This is a genomic window from Microbacterium sp. LB12 (assembly GCF_037150835.1).
Classification (GTDB): Bacteria; Actinomycetota; Actinomycetes; order Actinomycetales; family Microbacteriaceae; genus Microbacterium.
The window spans coordinates 20531-37078 of record NZ_JBBCPF010000017.1; the positions used below are offsets into that span (position 1 = coordinate 20531).

Here is a 16548-nt window from a genome sequence, read left to right on the forward strand (position 1 = left end):
GACATCAGATGCTGAAAAGGTTCATCACCAGTGGCGTGAGGATGATCCCGACGAAGACCAGTGCTGAGCCCACGATCGGGAGCACCATTCGCTCGGATGCTTCGTTCGCCTTCGTGTGTTCGTTGTTGAGCAGCTGCACCCGGAGCGACTTCCCCCGTGCCCTCAGTGTCTCATATGTGCTAGCGCCCTCTTCTCCCGCGAGGCGGACGATCTTGCCGACGTCGGCGAGCTCCGGGACGCCGATCTCCTCGCTGAACGTGGTGAGGGCGTCCCAGGGTGCGACGCCGGCGTAGTTGGCGCGGTTGAGCTCCTGGCGGAGGCGGGTGAAGACCCAGGTGCTGCCGACCTCGGCGGCGCTGGTGAGCGCACGTCCGGCCGGGGCACCGCGGCGGCGTTCGGCGGCGACGAGCTCGAGGTAGACGGCGATCGAGCGGGAGAACTCCTCGCGGGCGTCGCGGGCCTTGCTCTTGAGCTCCTGGTCGGGAGCAAACCAGAGCGCGATCGCGAGAGGGATGCCGAGGATCCCGGGGAGCCAGAACGGGAGGATTCCGATGGCCTGCATGGCGAGCCCGAACATGAGGGGTGCGAGCAGTCCGACGGCGGCGAGCAGCGCCTTGTCGTACAGGTACTTCGTGACCGGGGTGCCTATCAGCGCGAGGTCCTTCGTCGGGATCGTGAGGAACCGGACGTCCGAGGGCAGCTGACGGTGCACCCAGGTGCCGACGCGGACTTCGACGGACTGGCCGGCGGTCTGCTCGGTGGGCGTGGTGTTGCCGAGGCGGTCGAGCGCTGCGCTCAGCGCGGGCCGCTGCGGGAGGAGGCCGGCGATCGCCACGGCGATGCCGAGCCCGACGATCACGCCGGGGATGAGGAACAGGAGCGGGTTCACAGTGCCCCCTTCGCGTCGGAGAGGTCGGCGAGGATGCGCGGGGTCGGCTTCCCGGCGGTGATCTTCTTCAGCCAGAGGAGCATGACGACGTCGAGCGCGATCCAGACGGCCAGCAGCAGCTGCCCGAGGGGCGTCTTGTACGGGGCCATGAACTGGCTGATGAAGGGCATCAGGCCCAGCAGCACGACCGTGGCGATCGTGGTGATCCGGATGGCCTGGCGGGGCTTGGCCCGGTCGGCCTCGATCTTCCGGCGCACGCCGACTTCCTCGGCGATGCTCTGAGCGAGGTCCTCGAGCGCGTTGGCGAGGCCGGCGCCGCGGACCCGTTCGGCGAGGAGCAGGTGCGCGACGATGAGGTCGCCGGTGGGGTCTGCGAGGTCGTCCGCGAACTTCCGCAGCGCGGAGCGGGTCGGCCAGCGGGCGTTGAGCCGGGCAGCGAGCAGCGCGACCTCTTCGCGGATGGAGTCGGGCGAGCTGTTCACGGACGCGATGATCGTCTGCTCGAGACTGGATCCGGCCACGGTGAGGCCGGCGAGGCCGCGGGTCCAGGTCTCGAGCCCCTCGAGTCGATCGAGCTTGCGCTGCTCTCCCCCGCTGCTGAGCAGCCAGGGCACGCCCACCGCGGCGAGCGGCACGATCACGATCCAGACGATCCACCCGGTGAACAGCCACAGGATGACGCCGCCGATGAAGCCGGCGCCGGCGAGCATCATGCGCTGCTTGCCGAAGCGGCCTCGCGCCTCGAGGAACGCGAGCTGCAGCCGGCTCGGCGGCTTCGGGCCCTGCGACACCGGGGCGGGGAGGAGCCCGAGCACGAGGACGAGCAGACCGAGGATCCCGATCGTGGTGGCGAGAGCCGCCATGACGCCGTTCATGCCGCGTCCTCCCTCAGCAGGATCCGCTGGTCGAACCCGGCGTGCTTGAGGTCCTCGAGCAGCTCCGGTGTGGGGCGTCCGTCGCCGCGGCCGAGCTCGTAGGTGCGCGGGTGCGCCTGGAAGATCGGGGCGGCGATCGGCCGTGCACCTTCCACGGACTCGCCGGCCTGCACCTCGCTGATGTCGGTGACCACGCGGCGGATGCGCCGGGCCCCGGTCTCGGGGTCCTTGTAGACGACGCGTTTGATCATCACGATCAGGTCGATGTGGCGGGCGATCTGCCGGTAGGCGTAGGTGTCGGTGGTGCCGAGGTTCTTCTGCGTCAGCGTGGCCATACGCTCGATCGCGTCGGTCGTCCCGTTGGCGTGCAGGGTGCTGAGCGAGCCGACACCGGCCTGCATCGCCTGGAACATCGCGTCGATCTCACCACCGCGGACCTCGCCGACGAAGATGCGCTGCGCGTCGAGGCGGAGAGCTTCCTCGAGGCAGTCGATCAGGGTGATCTCGCCGGGCCGGCTGCCGTCGGGGAGCCGCTCGCCCTGGCCCGGGCGGTACTGCAGCGAGGTGACGATGAGGTGGCGATCGCCCATCCGGTCGAGGTAGAGCTCGCGCTCCTTCTCGATGGTGACGATCTTCTCGAGCGGGTCCATAACGTTCGCCAGCGCGCGCAGCAGGGTCGTCTTGCCGGCGCCGGGGTTGCCGACCACGACGAGGGAGCGGCCGGCTGCGATCGCGGCGGAGAGGAAGTCGGCGGCGTCCTGGGTGAGCGTGCCCTGTTCCACCAGGTGCTCGAGGAGGATGTCGACGAAGCGGTGCAGACGGATCACGGCCTTGGGTCGCGGGCTGATCGGCGTGTGCACGGCGGCGAGACGGGCCCCGCCGGGGAGGTCCATGTCGAGGATCGGGCTGGTCGTGGTGAACGAACGGCCGTCCTCTCCCCCGCGGGCGGCGAGGAACTGGATCTCGCGGACGAGATCCGCGTCGCTGGTCGCGACCGGGTCGTGACGGATCATGCGACCGTCGGCGTAGCTGACCCACACGTTGTCGTACCCGTAGATGTCGATGTTCTCGACCTCGGGGAGATCCACGAGCGGCTGCAGCCGACCGAGACGGAACAGGCTGTCGAAGACGGCGCGCTGCGCGGCGCCGATCGTCTCTTCGTCCCACGCGCCCTTCTCACCGGCGTGCGTGACCATGTCGTCGACGTGCCGGGAGGTCACCTCGGCGATGTGTGCGCGAGCGACCTCATGCCGGTCCGCGTCGGACATCCCGCCACGGGCCTGCTCCGATGCGGTCAGCATGTCGGAGACCTCGCCGCGCAGCCGGGTGATCACGTCCCAGTCGAGGCGGCGGGACAGCTCGTAGGCGCGGGTCGCGTCCACCTTCTGCACCGCGCGGCGCTTGAACGTCGCCGGCACCTCCGGCTCGGGCGCAGGCGACGCGTCAACGGCGGGCGCGGGCTGGCCGCCGGCGGCGGCGAGCAGGTGCTGCGCGGGGCCGGTCGCCGGCGGTGCGTCGGGGATCTCGATCGCGTCAGGGGCGGCGTCGTTGAAGAACGGCAGCCGGGTGATGTCGAAGTCGTTGCTCATGCGTTCACTTCCTCGAAGGGAATCGCGCCGAGCTTGTTGCGGCGCTCACGGATGGCCTGCTCGAGCACGTTGGGCAGGAGGGTGAGATCCCGCGACAGCGCGCTCTTCTTGGTCTTGGGGGTCGGCTCGGCGCCGACGGAGAACACTGCGGCGGTACGCGGGTCATTGGCCAGGCGGCCCAGCACGGGCAGCTGCACAGCCTTGGAGACCTCACCGTCGCGGAATGCCTCGTCGTGCGCGTCGACGAGCAGCAGGCCCAGCCAGTCGTCGTGCCCGACGTGCGCCAGGGTCTCGCTGAGATCGCGTCGACGAGCACGCACCGTGGCGATGTCAGGCATCACCGGGTGTGCCACCAGGGCGACTATGTCGGCCAGCTGCATCAGAGCGGTGCGATCGTCGCGGATGCCGAACCGGCCGCCGTCGATCAGGACATCGGCGCCCTGCGCGGCGATCGCGGAGAGGGTGCTGCCGAGCGTGTTCCAGAACGACGCCCCGGCGCCTGCAGCGGCGACGATGTTGGAGAACCCGGGGACGAGGAACCGGTCCTCGCCCAGCTGCACGCTCTGCTCCCAGACGGCGCGCGGGGTCAGCTGACCACGCTGGTGCTGGACCGACAGAGGGGTCAGCCCGCGCGAGTGATCCATCTGCCCACGGAGGTAACCGGGCAGGATCCCCGAAGGCTTGGAGATGTCAGCCTCGACGAGCATCACGGGCCGCGGCCACGACAGTGCCAGACCCACGCTCGCCGTTGTGACGCCGGGCGACCCGGCGACACTGGTCAGGTAGACGACAGCCACGGTCACTCCCCCGAATCGAGTACGAGCGCGACGCGACCCGTCGCGGCACGGGCGGCGATGTCCGGCGCCTTCTCCGGCGAGACGAGCAGGTCCACGATCCACCGGCTGTTCTGCGCGTCCTCGCGGACCGAGAACACCGTCGCGGTGAACGTCTGCGGCGTGGTCGCCGGCGGCTCACCCTGCGAGATCGGAGTGTCGACGATCCGGACCTTGTCGCCGGCGACGAGTGCCTGGCTGGGCATCTGCGCCGACGTCAGCGCAACGCCTACGAGACTCTTCCCGTCTGCGAGCACCAGGCTCTCACCGACGTTCGTGGACGTCACGAGCGATCCCGCCGGCAGGTCGACCAGGGCGACATCCCCGATGGCATCCTGCGTCTCGGTCGCCTTCAGCGCGTTCGTCGCCTGGTCCCCCGAGATCTGCAGGGTCCCGAGATCCTGCGCAGTGATCTGCTGGCCGCGAGGGACGTCCTTGTTCACCGTCAGCACCGTGGTGGTGTTCCCGACCGTGGTGAAGAAGTACCAGGATCCGAGGCCACCCACGACGGCCAGGGCGATGCCCGCCGCGATCAGCATCGGCCGACGGCGACTCTTCGTCGGCGGCAGCACCGCCGGCGAAGACGCCTCCGGCGTCGGCTTCTCCCCCCGGCGCCGCCCCCGCTTCTCCTTGACTGCTGTGTCGCTCATCGCTGCTCTCCTCCGGTTGCTTCGTTGGTCTACTTCGAGCGTTTCCGCTCGGTGTCGTCGGTCTTGGTCATCGCGGTCAGATAGTGCTTGTACGCGGCCGCGAGCATCGCGGTCCGGCTAGGCGCCTCGAGCTGCTTCCACATGTCTTCGATGACGTCCTTGTTGGCCTGCGTCATGCGCACCACGAAGGTCTCCGTCTCGACGTCGTCGTGCTTGGCCGGCGACGACGGGCGCTCGAAGAGCTTCTTCCGATCGGGCTCGAGCCGCGTCGCTCGGTCCTTGATGAGGTTCGGGAGCTCGTCGTAGCTGTACTCGAGTGCGTCGAACAGGATGTTCGGGTGCGACATCTCGGTGCGCGCCTTGTACTCGGTGAGCATGTCCATGACGGGCTGTTCCAGCGTCACCTGCACGCCCTTGTCGGCACGCCCAGGCTTCGCTGCCCGATCGTCCTTCGAGGTGTCAGCTGCGCCGACGTCGTCCGTCGCCATCACCGCGCCACCTCGCATCCATTCACTACTTGCCCAGTTGATTGCTGCATGACGGCATGATAACACCAACCACGCGCGAGCACCATAGCAAACAGATGTACCCATGACGTAAACTAGACGCCAACAGGACGCCAAGATGACGCCAATCAGACGCGAGAACAAGCCTGCAACGCCGCTGAATACGCCCATATCCACGCAATAAACGGCAAGAGGGGCGCAGTACATGCCAACCAGACATCAGCACCCCTCCATCGACTCTCCCGAACTCCCGAACTCCCGATGATCCGAAGTCTGGAACTGACAGACTTACAGAGGGTCGGAAGTCTGTTAGTTCCGAACTCTGTAGTTGCCGAAGTTCCGAAGTCTGTTACTCTGCAACTACCGAACATCCGAAGTCTGGAACTTACGCACTCTGTAGGTCTGGAAGATCGGAAGTTCGGAAGTCTGTAAGTAGGGCGGCAACCCGAAGCTTGCAGACTCCGGAAGTTCCGGACTTACAGAGTTGGTTCGACCTGAGAGGGGAACAGACATGGCAGCTACGGAGCCCACGATCGACCGGGACTCGTTCGGACGAGTCATCGCCGTCGAGAGTCTCAAGGGAGGTGTTGGGAAGACGACGATCACCGCGAACATCGGTGGCTACCTCGCCCTGTCGGGCGCTCGAGTGCTGCTGGTCGACCTCGACCCGCAGGGCAACCTCGAAGACGACCTCGGCTATGCCGACGACGAGCGCAACGACCAGGGCGAGTCGCTGGCCAAGGCACTGATGTTCGGCGGCAAGGTCGACGGGATCAAGAACGTCCGCGAGAACCTCGACGTGTGGACCGGAGGCAGCGCACTCCACAACGTCACCGCAGTGCTGAGCTCGAAGATGGGCAGCGACGCGAAGAACGCCAAGCTGGCGCTCGCGAAGATCCTCGCGCCCGTCGTCGACGACTACGACTTCATCTTCCTGGACTGCCCTCCCGGTGACGGCGTCCTGCAGCTCGCGGCCCTCGCCGCAGCGCGCTGGGTCCTTGTGCCGACGAGGACCGGAGCCAAGGACATCAAGGGCGTCGCGAAGGTCGCCGAGCGCATCGACCAGGTCCTCGACGTCAACCGCGCAATCGACCTCCTCGGCGTCGTCCTCTTCGCGGTCGGCACGGCCTCCGAGCGCAAGGACGGCACGGTCGTGATGAAGAACGCCGAGCGTGACGCACGCGCCGACCTGGACGCGATGTTCGGGGTGGGGGAGGAGGGTGGCATCGGCCGCGAGATCGTCTTCACCCAGTCCATCCGCCACAGCGAGGCCGTGGCCAGCCAGTCCGGCCGCGCCGGACTTCTCGTGCACGAGCTCGACGAGCGCGCGAAGCAGGAGGCGAAGGCCGGCATCGCCTGGTGGAAGATCCGCAGCGGCGAGCTGAAGAACAAGCAGCTGACCAGCGCGACCGCCGGATCCGTCGCCGACGACCTGCAGACGATCGCACAGGAGATCAACGACCGCCTCCTCGAGGCGGAGAGCGTCGAGCTGGAAGGAGCAAGCGCATGAGCGACACCACATCCCGCGGCATCGCGAACCTCGCGACCCGCCGCGTCGACCCGAAGCGGATGCTCGCCCGTAACCGCCAGACCGAGGAGACTCCCGTCGACGAGCCGGCCGAGGTCGAGCCGGCAGGCGTCGAGCCCACTCCGGTCGCGGAGGTCGCAGCGCCGCCGGCGCCGGCGCCCAGCCAGCCGAAGACCCCGCGTCGATCGGCCGCGGCATCCGTCGAGGAGGACGAGGCCGGCTACCTCGCCCTCGAGCGCAAGGAGACGCGACTGCGCGAGGGGCAGATCGGCGAGCTGACCGCCCACGCCCGACGGCTGAACAAGGCCAAGACCGGACCGGCGCCCAGGATCACGGAGAACACGCTGATCCGTGTCGCCATCGACCTGCTGCTCTCGCGCGTCGACGAACTGCAGGGCACCACGGAAGCCGACCTGCGCCGTTCGGTCGGCCTCTGACCGGCTCCTGTCCTCCCACGAACGAAGGGCCCTCCACCTGATCCGGTGGAGGGCCCTTCGTTCGTCTATGCATCGGGGGAGGGGCGCTGCGGGGCCGTGGAGCGCCTAACAGGGGCGTCTGGCTGCCATGGGCCGTCCGGGGGGTTTTGAGGCCCTCAGAGCGCCGTCTGCGGCTTTACTCCCAGGTGCCGTTCTCCCGGATGTGGGCCTGCACAGCTTCCATGAGCTTGACGCGGATCCGGTAGACCCGGCGGGTCAGGCTCGCCCGCCCGATGCCGAGGTCCTCGGCCAGCTCGTCGCGCTCGTGCAGCTCGCCGAGGTCGAACCGGGCGAGGAGGCGGACGTCGTCGGGGGTGAGCGCCTCGGTGTCGATCGCCCAGGTGAGGACCGTGACGAGGTCGTGGAACGTGTCGTCGCCCCACTCGGGCTCGATCGTCGCGGACTTGCCCTGCTCCTGCAGCGCCTGCTCGAGGTAGACGTCCTCGGTGACGTGCTCGCTGGGGTCGCCGGGGCTCATCGACTTGTTCACGATGAGCAGCGCGTCCATGCCGATGTTCGCCTTGACCTTCTCGACCCGGTTGAGCGGGTAGCGGCGGATCGACTCCCACATCGCCCCGATCGCCGTCGAGACCGCGTCGACGGGGGTGTGGTCGCTGAGGGTGAGAGCACGGAGGCCGCGGCAGGTGCGAGCGAGGTGCACGGCCTTGGGGAGCATGTGCTGCAGCACCACTCGCTCGGCGAGGGCGTCGCCGTCGTGGCCGGCGGTCAGCAGTGCGTGCAGCAGACGGTCCTGCTCGCGGCCGGCGGCGGCCTTCAGCTCGAGCTCGAGCTCGCTGCAGGTGCGGATGCCGATGCCGGCGAAGTCGTGTTCGCGGTCGGTGAGAGATCCCGACCATTCGGTGCGGAGTGCTTCCAGCAGACCGGTCTGCGTGGGGGTGGTGGTGGACATGAGCGGAGCTCCCTGTGTCGATGCATGGACACAGGGCACGCTCCTCACGAGCTCTGGTGTGAATCCTTGAACGATTTCGCGGCCGCGTCGTTCGAGGGCCTGGAAACGCCTCTCGAACGCGCTTGAAAACACCTGATGCGAGCCGGTTTCAAGGTGCGTCCCAAAAAAGACGGAAGAAAAATCTCTGAGCTCTTGTCCGATCTGGGCTGATTTCCGCACCCATGGTCTGTGAGCGTGCCGACCGGCCCGCCGATCAGACCTTTGGGACCGAGGAGATAGCCATGGCACAGGCAGCGGAGGAGCAGTTTCCGGAGAGCTTCGTCCGGGACACCGCGAGGGTGATCCGCGCGATCGAGGACATCCCGCATGCCGCAGCCGTCCTCGCCGACCGACCGCTCGACCAGGCCGCGCAGGAGCGGATGCGTCGGGCGCTGGACCCGTCCTCGATGGACGAGGTCAACGCGGCCGCGGGCCGAATCGTGAGCCTTCGGGTGAGCGCGGACGAGGGGGTCTGACTCATGGGCTTCTGGACGAACAACCCGAGCAGCGCACCCAAGGCGAAGAAGCCCAAGGGTGAGCCGAAGCCGGCTAAGACCGAGGTCGCACCGCAGGGCTCGACGTGGACCCAGGGGCGTCAGACCGGCGCGCACGTGATCTCGATCCTGATGCTCGCCGCGATCGTCTGCGCCCCGTTCAGCCTGTTCATGTCGTGGCAGGCGATGTCCCGTCCGGTCGCCGCGGCCCCGGTCGTCTCGTCCGATGGGCTCACCGTCTCGCAGCAGGAGGCCGGTGCCTACGCCGCCGGGTTCGTGTCGGAGTGGCTCGGAGCGTGGAAGGACCACCCCGGCCAGCTGGGCGACTACGTCGACGTGAACACCCTGCGTGGCCTGTCCGAGGCGCCAGCCGAGTACCGCGATCTGGCCGTCGCGACGATCGAGCCGAACAAGGACAGCGACATCGTCACGGTCGTCGTCTCGGCGAGCGTGAAGGATCTCGGACTCGACCCCACGCAGAACGCCGAGACGATCGAGATCTGGCCGCGCCGGTACTTCCAGGTCCCGATCGTCGTCACCGACGCCGGTATGCGCCCGGTGGGCCTGCCCGTGCCGGTGGCGGCGCCGACGTCGACCGGCACCGTGCAGCTGGCCTATGCCAAGCCGCTGCCGTCGGCCGACCCCGCCGCGCAGGCCGTGATGGCGTTCCTGGGCGCCTACACCACAGGCAAGGGCGACCTGAGTGTCTATGTGTCCCCGGGATCAGAGATCTCACCGATCACTCCGGCTCCCTACATGACGGTCGAGGCCGTCGACCTCCGCGTCGACACCGACGCGCCGAAGACGCCGAAGGACGGCACGCAGCTGAGAGTGCTCGCCACCGTGACGCTCACCACGCAGACGAAGCAGTCCGTCACCTCGACCTATGCCCTCACGTTGACCGCCCGCGCTACGCGCTGGGAAGTCTCCGCGATCGACCCGGCCCCGGCGGAGATCCCGAAGTCCACCTCCGCCGAGACTCCCGCACCGACCCCGTCGCCGTCCCGGTGACGTCACCTGAAAGGAACACTGCAATGAACATCTTCGACACCATCAACAACCTGGTCAGCCAGGCCGGCGTCGCCTTCCGCGGCGTCGTCGGACTGGGCGCGGCGATCGTCTTCTTCGTCGTCGCCTCCAAGGTCCGCTGGGCCGTCGGCACCACCCTCCTCACGGGGATCATGGCCGCCGCCGTGATCTTCTTCGTCGCCGGCGGCCTCGACTGGGTCTCCGGGATGCTCGGCAACACCGTCCAGACCGCGAACTAGCCGACACGTAGCTACGACGACGGGAGGACGGCCATGAGCGATGAGAAGCAGCAGCAGACCGAGGTCGCGCGGTTCTACACGCGCAGCCGCAAGTTTCCGCGCCTCATCGGCCGCCTGCACGACGGCACGAAGATCCCCGGCGGGCCATACACGGTCACTCAGGGCATCGTCGCAGCCGTCCTGCTCGCCCTCGGTCTGGTGACCCGAGGGCTGTGGGGGATGGGGACGATCCTCGTCGACATCCCCATCGTGCTGCTGGTGGCTTGGGGAGGCGCCTGGGGCGCCGGTCGCCTCCCCACCACCCGCCGCAACGTAGCCAGCCTCGTACTCGGAGCGTTCGGCGCCGTGTTCAGTCCTGCAGCCGGCAAGTACCAGGAGCAGACCGTCAAGCTCCGCCCGCCGCACTTCGCCGGCGGCACCACCACGATCAGCGTCGCCTCGACGCCGGTCACCACCACCCCCACGACCACCGTCACGCCGGTACCGGTCACCCCCACTGTGGCGATCGCCACCGTTGAGGAGACCCTCGCCCCGGCCGCCGAGCTCGTGCCCGCAGGCGCCACCTCGGCTCGCACGCCGGTCACCGGCGTCGAGCGACTGCTCGCCCAGGCCCGCGGATCGAAGAAGGAGTAGAGATCGTGCGTATCCCCACTACCGCCATGGCGGATCACCTGATGTGGACCCGGTCCGGGATCACCTGGGCGTCGTGGCGGCTGAAGCCGCTCTCCGGCGGCTTCGGCACCCGTCAGATGAAGTCGATGACCAAGCTGCATCACCAGGCCCTGTTCCAGGAGCTGCGCGGCGAGGCTCTGCTCCTGGGGCTGTGCGCAGACCTCGACCCAGTCACGATCGTCGAGCGGATGCTCGAGGGCGTCAAGATCAACGAAGACACCAAGGACTGGGTCGACGAGGTCGAGCGGACCCTCGACGCGCTCGAGCAGGTTCCGATGGGGGAGCGGGCCTTCTGGCTGTCCGTGCCGATGTCCTCCGCCAACATCAAGGACCGCGCGTGGTCGATGATCCGCGCCGCCGACAACAAGGTCCGCGACATCGGGGCGCTCCCGCGCGTGCTGCCCCGCGAGGCCGAGGTCGCCGCGGCACGCCGGATGGCGAACGAGATCGCTGAGCGCATCCCCGCGATCTTCGAGGCCACACCTGCGACGCCTGCTGAGAGCATCTGGATCGCGCTGCACAACCAGCAGCGCGGCCTCGCCGTCGACGGCTCCGTCCCGCTGCCCTCCGCAGCCAAGGAGGACGCACGCCTGTTCGAGACCGACCTCACCCAGTTCCAGCTGCCCGCAGGCATGCCCAACCCGTGGCTCGACGAGGGCGGGCAGAGCGACCTGGCCAAGGGTCAGCAGTTCCTCCCGTTCAAGCGGAAGTACCTCAAGGTGCAGAGTCCCTACGCCGACGAGGCCAGCTACCAGGTGCTGCAGGCGATCGTCACCGGCCCGAAGGCCGGATGGCGCACCCCGGGCGTCGAGTGGATCAGCGCCGTCGACAACCTCCCGATGGATGTCGACTTCGCGCTGCGGTTGCAGATCTCGCCGGCGGCCGAGGTCCGCAAGCGCAACAAGCGCGCCGAGGACGCCCTCAAGGATCAGGTCTCGCAGCAGGAGGGCACCAACAGCATCACCGGCACCGGCAACGACCTGGCAGAGGTCGCCGAGACCCTGAAGGCGTACCACGAGAGCCTCAACCACTCTGACAAGGAGGTCGAGGCCCAGGTGACGGTGATCTTCGCCGTTGCCGGCACCACGCCCGAGGAAGCCAAGCTGCGCGCCCGAGTTCTCGCCGACCAGTACAAGGCCCACGACTTCCTCCTCGAGGCTCCTCTGGGCGGCCAGGAAGAGCTCTGGTGGGCGATGCAGCCCGGCGTCCCCACCACCCGGCTCGTGCGCGAGCTCGCGCAGATCACCACGGGCCGTGAGCTCGCCTCCGGCACCCCGATCGTCTCGAGCGAGCTCGGCGACATCCGCGGCACCCGGTTCGGCGTGAACATCACCAACGGCCGCCGCGGCCAGATCTTCCGCGACATCGAAGGCAACAACAAGTCCGACATCAGCGGGTCGTTCGGAGTCGTGGCCGAGAAGGGCGCCGGCAAATCCGTGCTCCTCAAGTGCGAGTTCGGCACCACCGTCGACCGCGGCGGCCGCGGCTACGCGATCGACCGGACCGTCGCCCACGAGTACGGCACGTTCGCCAAGGCGCTGCGCCCCGACCACACCGTCATCGCGAACCTGCTCGAGTTCGAGGACGAGGACGGCACCCTGGTCCGCCCCGAGTGGAACATCGACCCGCTGCTCATGTTCGGCCCCCGCCAGGGCGCCCGCATCCTGCAGAGCCTGTTCGCGGCGATGCTCGGTATCCCCGTCCTCAGCGAGCAGGGCGTGTTCCTGTCCAGCCTCCTCGAAGGCGAGTACCTCGCCGGCCACGGCATCACCAGCACCCGCAAGCTGCTGCAGCACCTCGAGCGCGACCTGTCGGGATCTCCCGAGGCCAACGAGCTGCGCATGCTCATCAAGGTCATCGCCAGCAAGGACATCGGCGAGGTGCTCTTCAACGACGCCCTGCCCCCGGTCGACACCCGCGCGACCGGCATCGTGTTCCTCACCGCCGGCCTGACGCTGCCGAAGAGCATGGAGCTCGAGCAGAAGCACCTGTTCCAGGAGATGCCGATCGAGAAGCGATTCGGCCGCGCCGTCTACGCGATGCTGACCGCGGTCGTGAAGCAGCTGTGCTTCCGGGACAAGAGCACCCTCACCGGCGCGTTCTTCGACGAGTGCCACGCGATCACGGCCAGCCCCGAGGGTGCCGCCGAGCTCACCGACTTCTACCGCGACGACCGCAAGCACAACGCCTTCGCGGCAGTCGGCTCCCACGACCCCGAGGACTTCGGCGATGAGCGCGCCCGCGGCCTAATCGCCACCCGCTACCTGATGCGTCAGCGCGACCGGAACCTCGCACGCCGCGCCCTGCACTGGTTCTCCGACGGCCTCGAGAACGACGAGGCCATGCTCGACCTGGTCACCAAGAACCTGAGCCCGCTGGACCCGTCGACCGGCAAGGTGCCCCCGCACCGTCGCGGCGAGGGCCTCATGCTCGACGTCGCCGGCCGGATGGGCATCTTCCAGAAGACCCTCCCGGAGAGCCCCGAGCGGCGCGCGGCCGTCCTCTCGACCCCGAGCGAGGCGGTTGCCGCATGATCCGTTACGCGCTGTCCTCGCTCGATCTCGTCTCCCGGCTTCTGTGGTCGTCGCGGGTCTGGTTCGCCGAGCACAAGTGGTGGCGGCGCATCCTCACCGTGCTCGCGCTCGACCTGCTGCTGATGATCTTCGGCAACGTCGCAGCACACGCCGCCGACGGCGGAAACGGCATCGTCGCGCCGTTCCTGCCCGGCGGCTCCATCCACGACAGCTCCGGCATCCCGCTCGCGAACTACATCGTGCTGCCGCTGGACCGCGGGGGAGTGTTCGACTTCGGGAAGGCGATCGTCACCGCACCGCTCGACTTCATCTGGACAGGGCACATCGGCGCCTTCGCCTGGATGATCTGGCTGTGCAACTGGGTGATCAGCTTCGAGTGGCTGCAGCTGCTCACCGTCCCGTTCAACGCCCTCGCCGAGCTGCTGCAGAGCGCCCTCGGCCGCCTGAACTGGATCCCGTTCGCCCTGTCGATCACCGCCGGCATCGCCGGTCTCGCGATCCTCACCGGCAAGAAGGTCGCCTCCGGGTGGGTCGAAATGCTCGTCTCCGCCTTCCTCGCCTTCCTCGCGGTCGGGATGCTCGCCAACCCCGTTGCGACCCTCACCGGCGCCGGCGGCGCGCTCGACACCGCACGCAGTTGGGGCAACACCCTCGCCGCGGCCGTCGCCACCGACGACCTCGACACGGTCGACTTCAACACCGAGGACGTGCTCTCCGAGACGGTCAGCATGCAGCTCGTCGACGTGTTCGTGAAGATCCCGGCGCAGGCCCTCACCTTCGGCCACACGCTGCAGGGCGAGTGCGCTGCGAAGTTCGACGAGACCATGCTCACCAAGGCCCCCGTCATCAGCAACGGCAACGACGTCCGCGACGCGGTCAGCGCCTGCGACGAGTCCGCGAAGAACTTCGTCGAGCACCCGAACTTCGGACAGGTGATCTCGGCGCTCATGATCGCCCCCGGCGGCATGGTCATCTTCGGCTTCCCGATCGCGCTGCTCGTGCTGTTCTTCAGTACCGCGATCAAGACCCTCTTCGATGCTCTGAAGACGATGTGGAACGTCTACTGGGGCATCCTGCCGGTGAACCGGCACGCCCTGTGGAGCTCGCTCGGCGGCATGTTCGTCGGCGCCGCGACGATCGTCTTCCTGATCGTCCTGATGGCCGCCTCGCTGCGGCTCATGGTCGCGTTCCTCACCGGCCTCAACGGCATGGGCGTCCCGATCACCGCCGTGATGATGCTCGCCAGCATCTTCCTGCTGGTGCTCATCGTGATGCTCATCCGCGCCAAGATCCGAGCCAAGAAGGTCGGGCAGAGCCTCGCCGACCACCTCTCCCGCGTCGGCCTGTCCAGCGGCAGCAGCGGCAGCCAGCGTGACGGCACCAAGGCCCTCGCGATCATGTCGATGGGCGCCACGGTCGCCGCGGCCGCGCTGCGCCGCCCCGACCGCAGCACAGCCGTCGACGGCCGCTCGATCAACTTCTTCGGCCCCGGCGGCGCGAACGCCGGCGGACCCGCCACGCCCATGACCCCGATGACCCCGCCGCCCACCGGAGGCCCCGCCCCGACACCACTGCCCTCCGGTAGCTCCGGGGGTGCACCCCGTGCCGTCGGACCGGGTGCAGCTGGCAAGGTCGGTAAGACCGCGGATGTCGCGTTCACGGCCACCAGGCTCGCCAAGGGCGCCGCAGGCGGCGTCCCCGGCCTGGTCGGCGCCGCGGCGCTCGAGGTCGGCGGTCGTGTCGCCTCCAAGGCCGGCAACCGGGCGCTGAGCTCGATAGCCGGTCCCAAGCCGCACCCTCAGACCCAGCCCGCGCAGCCGGCCAGCTTCGTCGTCCCGTCTCGTCGGATCGTCGTCGACGAGTCCGGCACCGGCCACATCGTGCGCCCTGCCCCGATCGTCGACGGCGTCGCCGATGTGACTTCGCTCCCACCGGACTCTGCCCGCACCGCCCGCAGTGAGGCCTTCCGCGCGCGGCTCGCCGACGCGAAGGCCGCCTGATGACCCCCCGCCTCCTCTCGATCATCGCGGCCATCGTCCTGGTCCCGGTGCTCGTGATCGGCGGGGTCGCGTTCGGCCTGCTCGCCATCATCGGCGGACAGGCCGCATCCGCGAACGCCGGCACCGGAGCCTGCACGGTCGGAGACGCCGGCACCGCGCTGACCGTCACCACCACCGGCGGCGACTCCCTCACTCTCGACGAGAAGCAGCTCGCCAACGCCGCGAAGATCATCACCGTCGGCACACAGAGCGGGGTCTCCGCCGCCGGCATCAAGATCGCGCTGATGACCGCGTTGCAGGAGTCGAAGCTGCGGATGCTCGCGAACTCCACGGTCCCCGCATCGCTCGACTACCCACACGAAGGCGTCGGCAGCGACCACGACTCGGTCAACATGTTCCAGCAGCGCCCCCACTGGGGAAAGCTCGCGGACCTCATGGACGCCAACTACTCGATCCGCGCGTTCTTCGGCGGCCCCAACGGCCCCAACGCGGGATCTCCTCGGGGCCTGCTCGACATCAAGGGCTGGGACACGATGCCTCCCGGCCAGGCCGCGCAGAAGGTCCAGGTGAGCGCGTTTCCCGACGCCTACGACCAGTGGGAAGGCGCCGCCGAGACGATCATCAACAGCATGTCGGGCTCGATCAGCTGCGACGGCGGCCAGATCATCGGGCAGGCCGCCTACCCGCTCTCTCCCGGCTACAACATGACATCGGGATACGGACCCCGCGACATCGACGTCCCCGGCGCGTCCACCTGGCACACCGCGATCGACCTGCAGCACTGGCCCAACAACTGCAACGACCCGGTCTACGCCATCCTCCCCGGCACGGTCACCGTCAGCACCGAGCTGTGGCTATCCATCCGCCACCCGGACGGCTTCATCGTGAGCTACCTGCACATGTACAAGAGCCAGCGTCTCGTCGACGTCGGCGACGAGATCCAAGCCGGCCAGCAGATCGGCGTCACCGGGAACGTGCAGCCCAGTGGAGGCTGCCACCTCGACCTGCGCATCAACAAGAACGGCACCACCAACTCCGCCGTCGCAGCACTGCAGGAAGCGACGGATCTCGGCGCCCCGGCGATGTACGCCGGCTACGTCAACCCCGAAGAGTTCCTCCGTCTCTACGGCATCGAGGTCTGCCCACCAGACAGCTGCCGACGGCCGTGAGCCTCTGGAAATCGGCGTGTCGAGGCTCTCGAAATTTCTCGATGACACCACCCCCGCCCGCGGAATCATAGGGATCCGCGGGCGGCTCGGTATCCTGGACATCCTCACGGAAAAAA

At 68.3% G+C, this 16548-nt stretch carries 16 protein-coding genes; 9 read left to right on the forward strand and 7 right to left on the reverse strand.

Annotated elements, in window-relative coordinates; genetic code table 11:
* Nucleotides 1-4: 4 nt before the first annotated feature.
* From WFM69_RS18610 to WFM69_RS18635, 6 genes are read right to left on the reverse strand one after another with little or no spacing between them, the layout of a single operon-like run.
* The gene (locus tag WFM69_RS18610; protein ID WP_077049468.1) at nucleotides 5-889 is read right to left on the reverse strand and encodes a type II secretion system F family protein; all 885 of its coding nucleotides are present in this window, start codon (nucleotides 887-889) and stop codon (nucleotides 5-7) included.
* Entirely contained in the window at nucleotides 886-1764 is an 879-nt protein-coding gene (locus WFM69_RS18615) for a type II secretion system F family protein (RefSeq protein WP_337007248.1), read from the reverse strand. Before WFM69_RS18615 ends, WFM69_RS18610 begins: the two co-directional genes overlap by 4 nt.
* Nucleotides 1761-3353, reverse strand: a complete 1593-nt coding sequence (locus WFM69_RS18620) for a CpaF family protein (protein WP_337007249.1) — start codon at nucleotides 3351-3353, stop codon at nucleotides 1761-1763. The genes WFM69_RS18615 and WFM69_RS18620 overlap by 4 nt, the downstream gene beginning before the upstream one ends.
* A complete protein-coding gene (locus WFM69_RS18625; RefSeq protein WP_337007250.1) occupies nucleotides 3350-4150 on the reverse strand; it encodes a hypothetical protein in 801 nt (266 codons plus the stop codon). The genes WFM69_RS18620 and WFM69_RS18625 overlap by 4 nt, the downstream gene beginning before the upstream one ends.
* Before the next feature lie 2 nt (nucleotides 4151-4152).
* The gene (locus WFM69_RS18630) at nucleotides 4153-4836 is read right to left on the reverse strand and encodes an SAF domain-containing protein (RefSeq protein WP_077049465.1); all 684 of its coding nucleotides are present in this window, start codon (nucleotides 4834-4836) and stop codon (nucleotides 4153-4155) included.
* 29 nt (nucleotides 4837-4865) lie between these two features.
* Complete coding sequence (locus WFM69_RS18635; RefSeq protein WP_337007251.1) at nucleotides 4866-5324, reverse strand: hypothetical protein; 459 nt, start codon at nucleotides 5322-5324, stop codon at nucleotides 4866-4868.
* A 529-nt stretch (nucleotides 5325-5853) separates the two neighbouring features.
* Here WFM69_RS18635 and WFM69_RS18640 point away from each other — a divergent pair.
* On the forward strand, nucleotides 5854-6852 hold the full coding sequence (locus tag WFM69_RS18640) for a ParA family protein (RefSeq protein ID WP_270367081.1): 999 nt from the start codon (nucleotides 5854-5856) through the stop codon (nucleotides 6850-6852).
* The gene (locus WFM69_RS18645; protein WP_337007252.1) at nucleotides 6849-7307 is read left to right on the forward strand and encodes a hypothetical protein; all 459 of its coding nucleotides are present in this window, start codon (nucleotides 6849-6851) and stop codon (nucleotides 7305-7307) included. Before WFM69_RS18640 ends, WFM69_RS18645 begins: the two co-directional genes overlap by 4 nt.
* Before the next feature lie 175 nt (nucleotides 7308-7482).
* On the opposite strand, the gene WFM69_RS18650 is transcribed toward WFM69_RS18645, so the two are convergent.
* Complete coding sequence (locus WFM69_RS18650; RefSeq protein ID WP_077049463.1) at nucleotides 7483-8256, reverse strand: hypothetical protein; 774 nt, start codon at nucleotides 8254-8256, stop codon at nucleotides 7483-7485.
* Between the two features lie 281 nt (nucleotides 8257-8537).
* On the opposite strand from WFM69_RS18650, the gene WFM69_RS18655 reads away from it, so the two are divergent.
* From WFM69_RS18655 to WFM69_RS18685, 7 genes are read left to right on the forward strand one after another with little or no spacing between them, the layout of a single operon-like run.
* A complete protein-coding gene (locus WFM69_RS18655; RefSeq protein WP_139340552.1) occupies nucleotides 8538-8771 on the forward strand; it encodes a hypothetical protein in 234 nt (77 codons plus the stop codon).
* 3 nt (nucleotides 8772-8774) lie between these two features.
* Entirely contained in the window at nucleotides 8775-9800 is a 1026-nt protein-coding gene (locus tag WFM69_RS18660; RefSeq protein ID WP_337007253.1) for a conjugal transfer protein, read from the forward strand.
* 23 nt (nucleotides 9801-9823) lie between these two features.
* Entirely contained in the window at nucleotides 9824-10057 is a 234-nt protein-coding gene (locus WFM69_RS18665; RefSeq protein ID WP_298866736.1) for a hypothetical protein, read from the forward strand.
* A gap of 33 nt (nucleotides 10058-10090) precedes the next feature.
* Nucleotides 10091-10690, forward strand: coding sequence for a hypothetical protein (locus WFM69_RS18670; RefSeq protein ID WP_337007254.1), 600 nt, complete (start codon nucleotides 10091-10093; stop codon nucleotides 10688-10690).
* A 5-nt stretch (nucleotides 10691-10695) separates the two neighbouring features.
* A complete protein-coding gene (locus WFM69_RS18675; RefSeq protein ID WP_337007256.1) occupies nucleotides 10696-13263 on the forward strand; it encodes an ATP-binding protein in 2568 nt (855 codons plus the stop codon).
* Nucleotides 13260-15263, forward strand: a complete 2004-nt coding sequence (locus WFM69_RS18680; RefSeq protein WP_337007258.1) for a hypothetical protein — start codon at nucleotides 13260-13262, stop codon at nucleotides 15261-15263. Before WFM69_RS18675 ends, WFM69_RS18680 begins: the two co-directional genes overlap by 4 nt.
* Nucleotides 15263-16432: a M23 family metallopeptidase gene (locus WFM69_RS18685; protein WP_337007260.1), complete on the forward strand. Its 1170-nt coding sequence runs from the start codon at nucleotides 15263-15265 to the stop codon at nucleotides 16430-16432. Before WFM69_RS18680 ends, WFM69_RS18685 begins: the two co-directional genes overlap by 1 nt.
* Nucleotides 16433-16548: the final 116 nt, after the last annotated feature.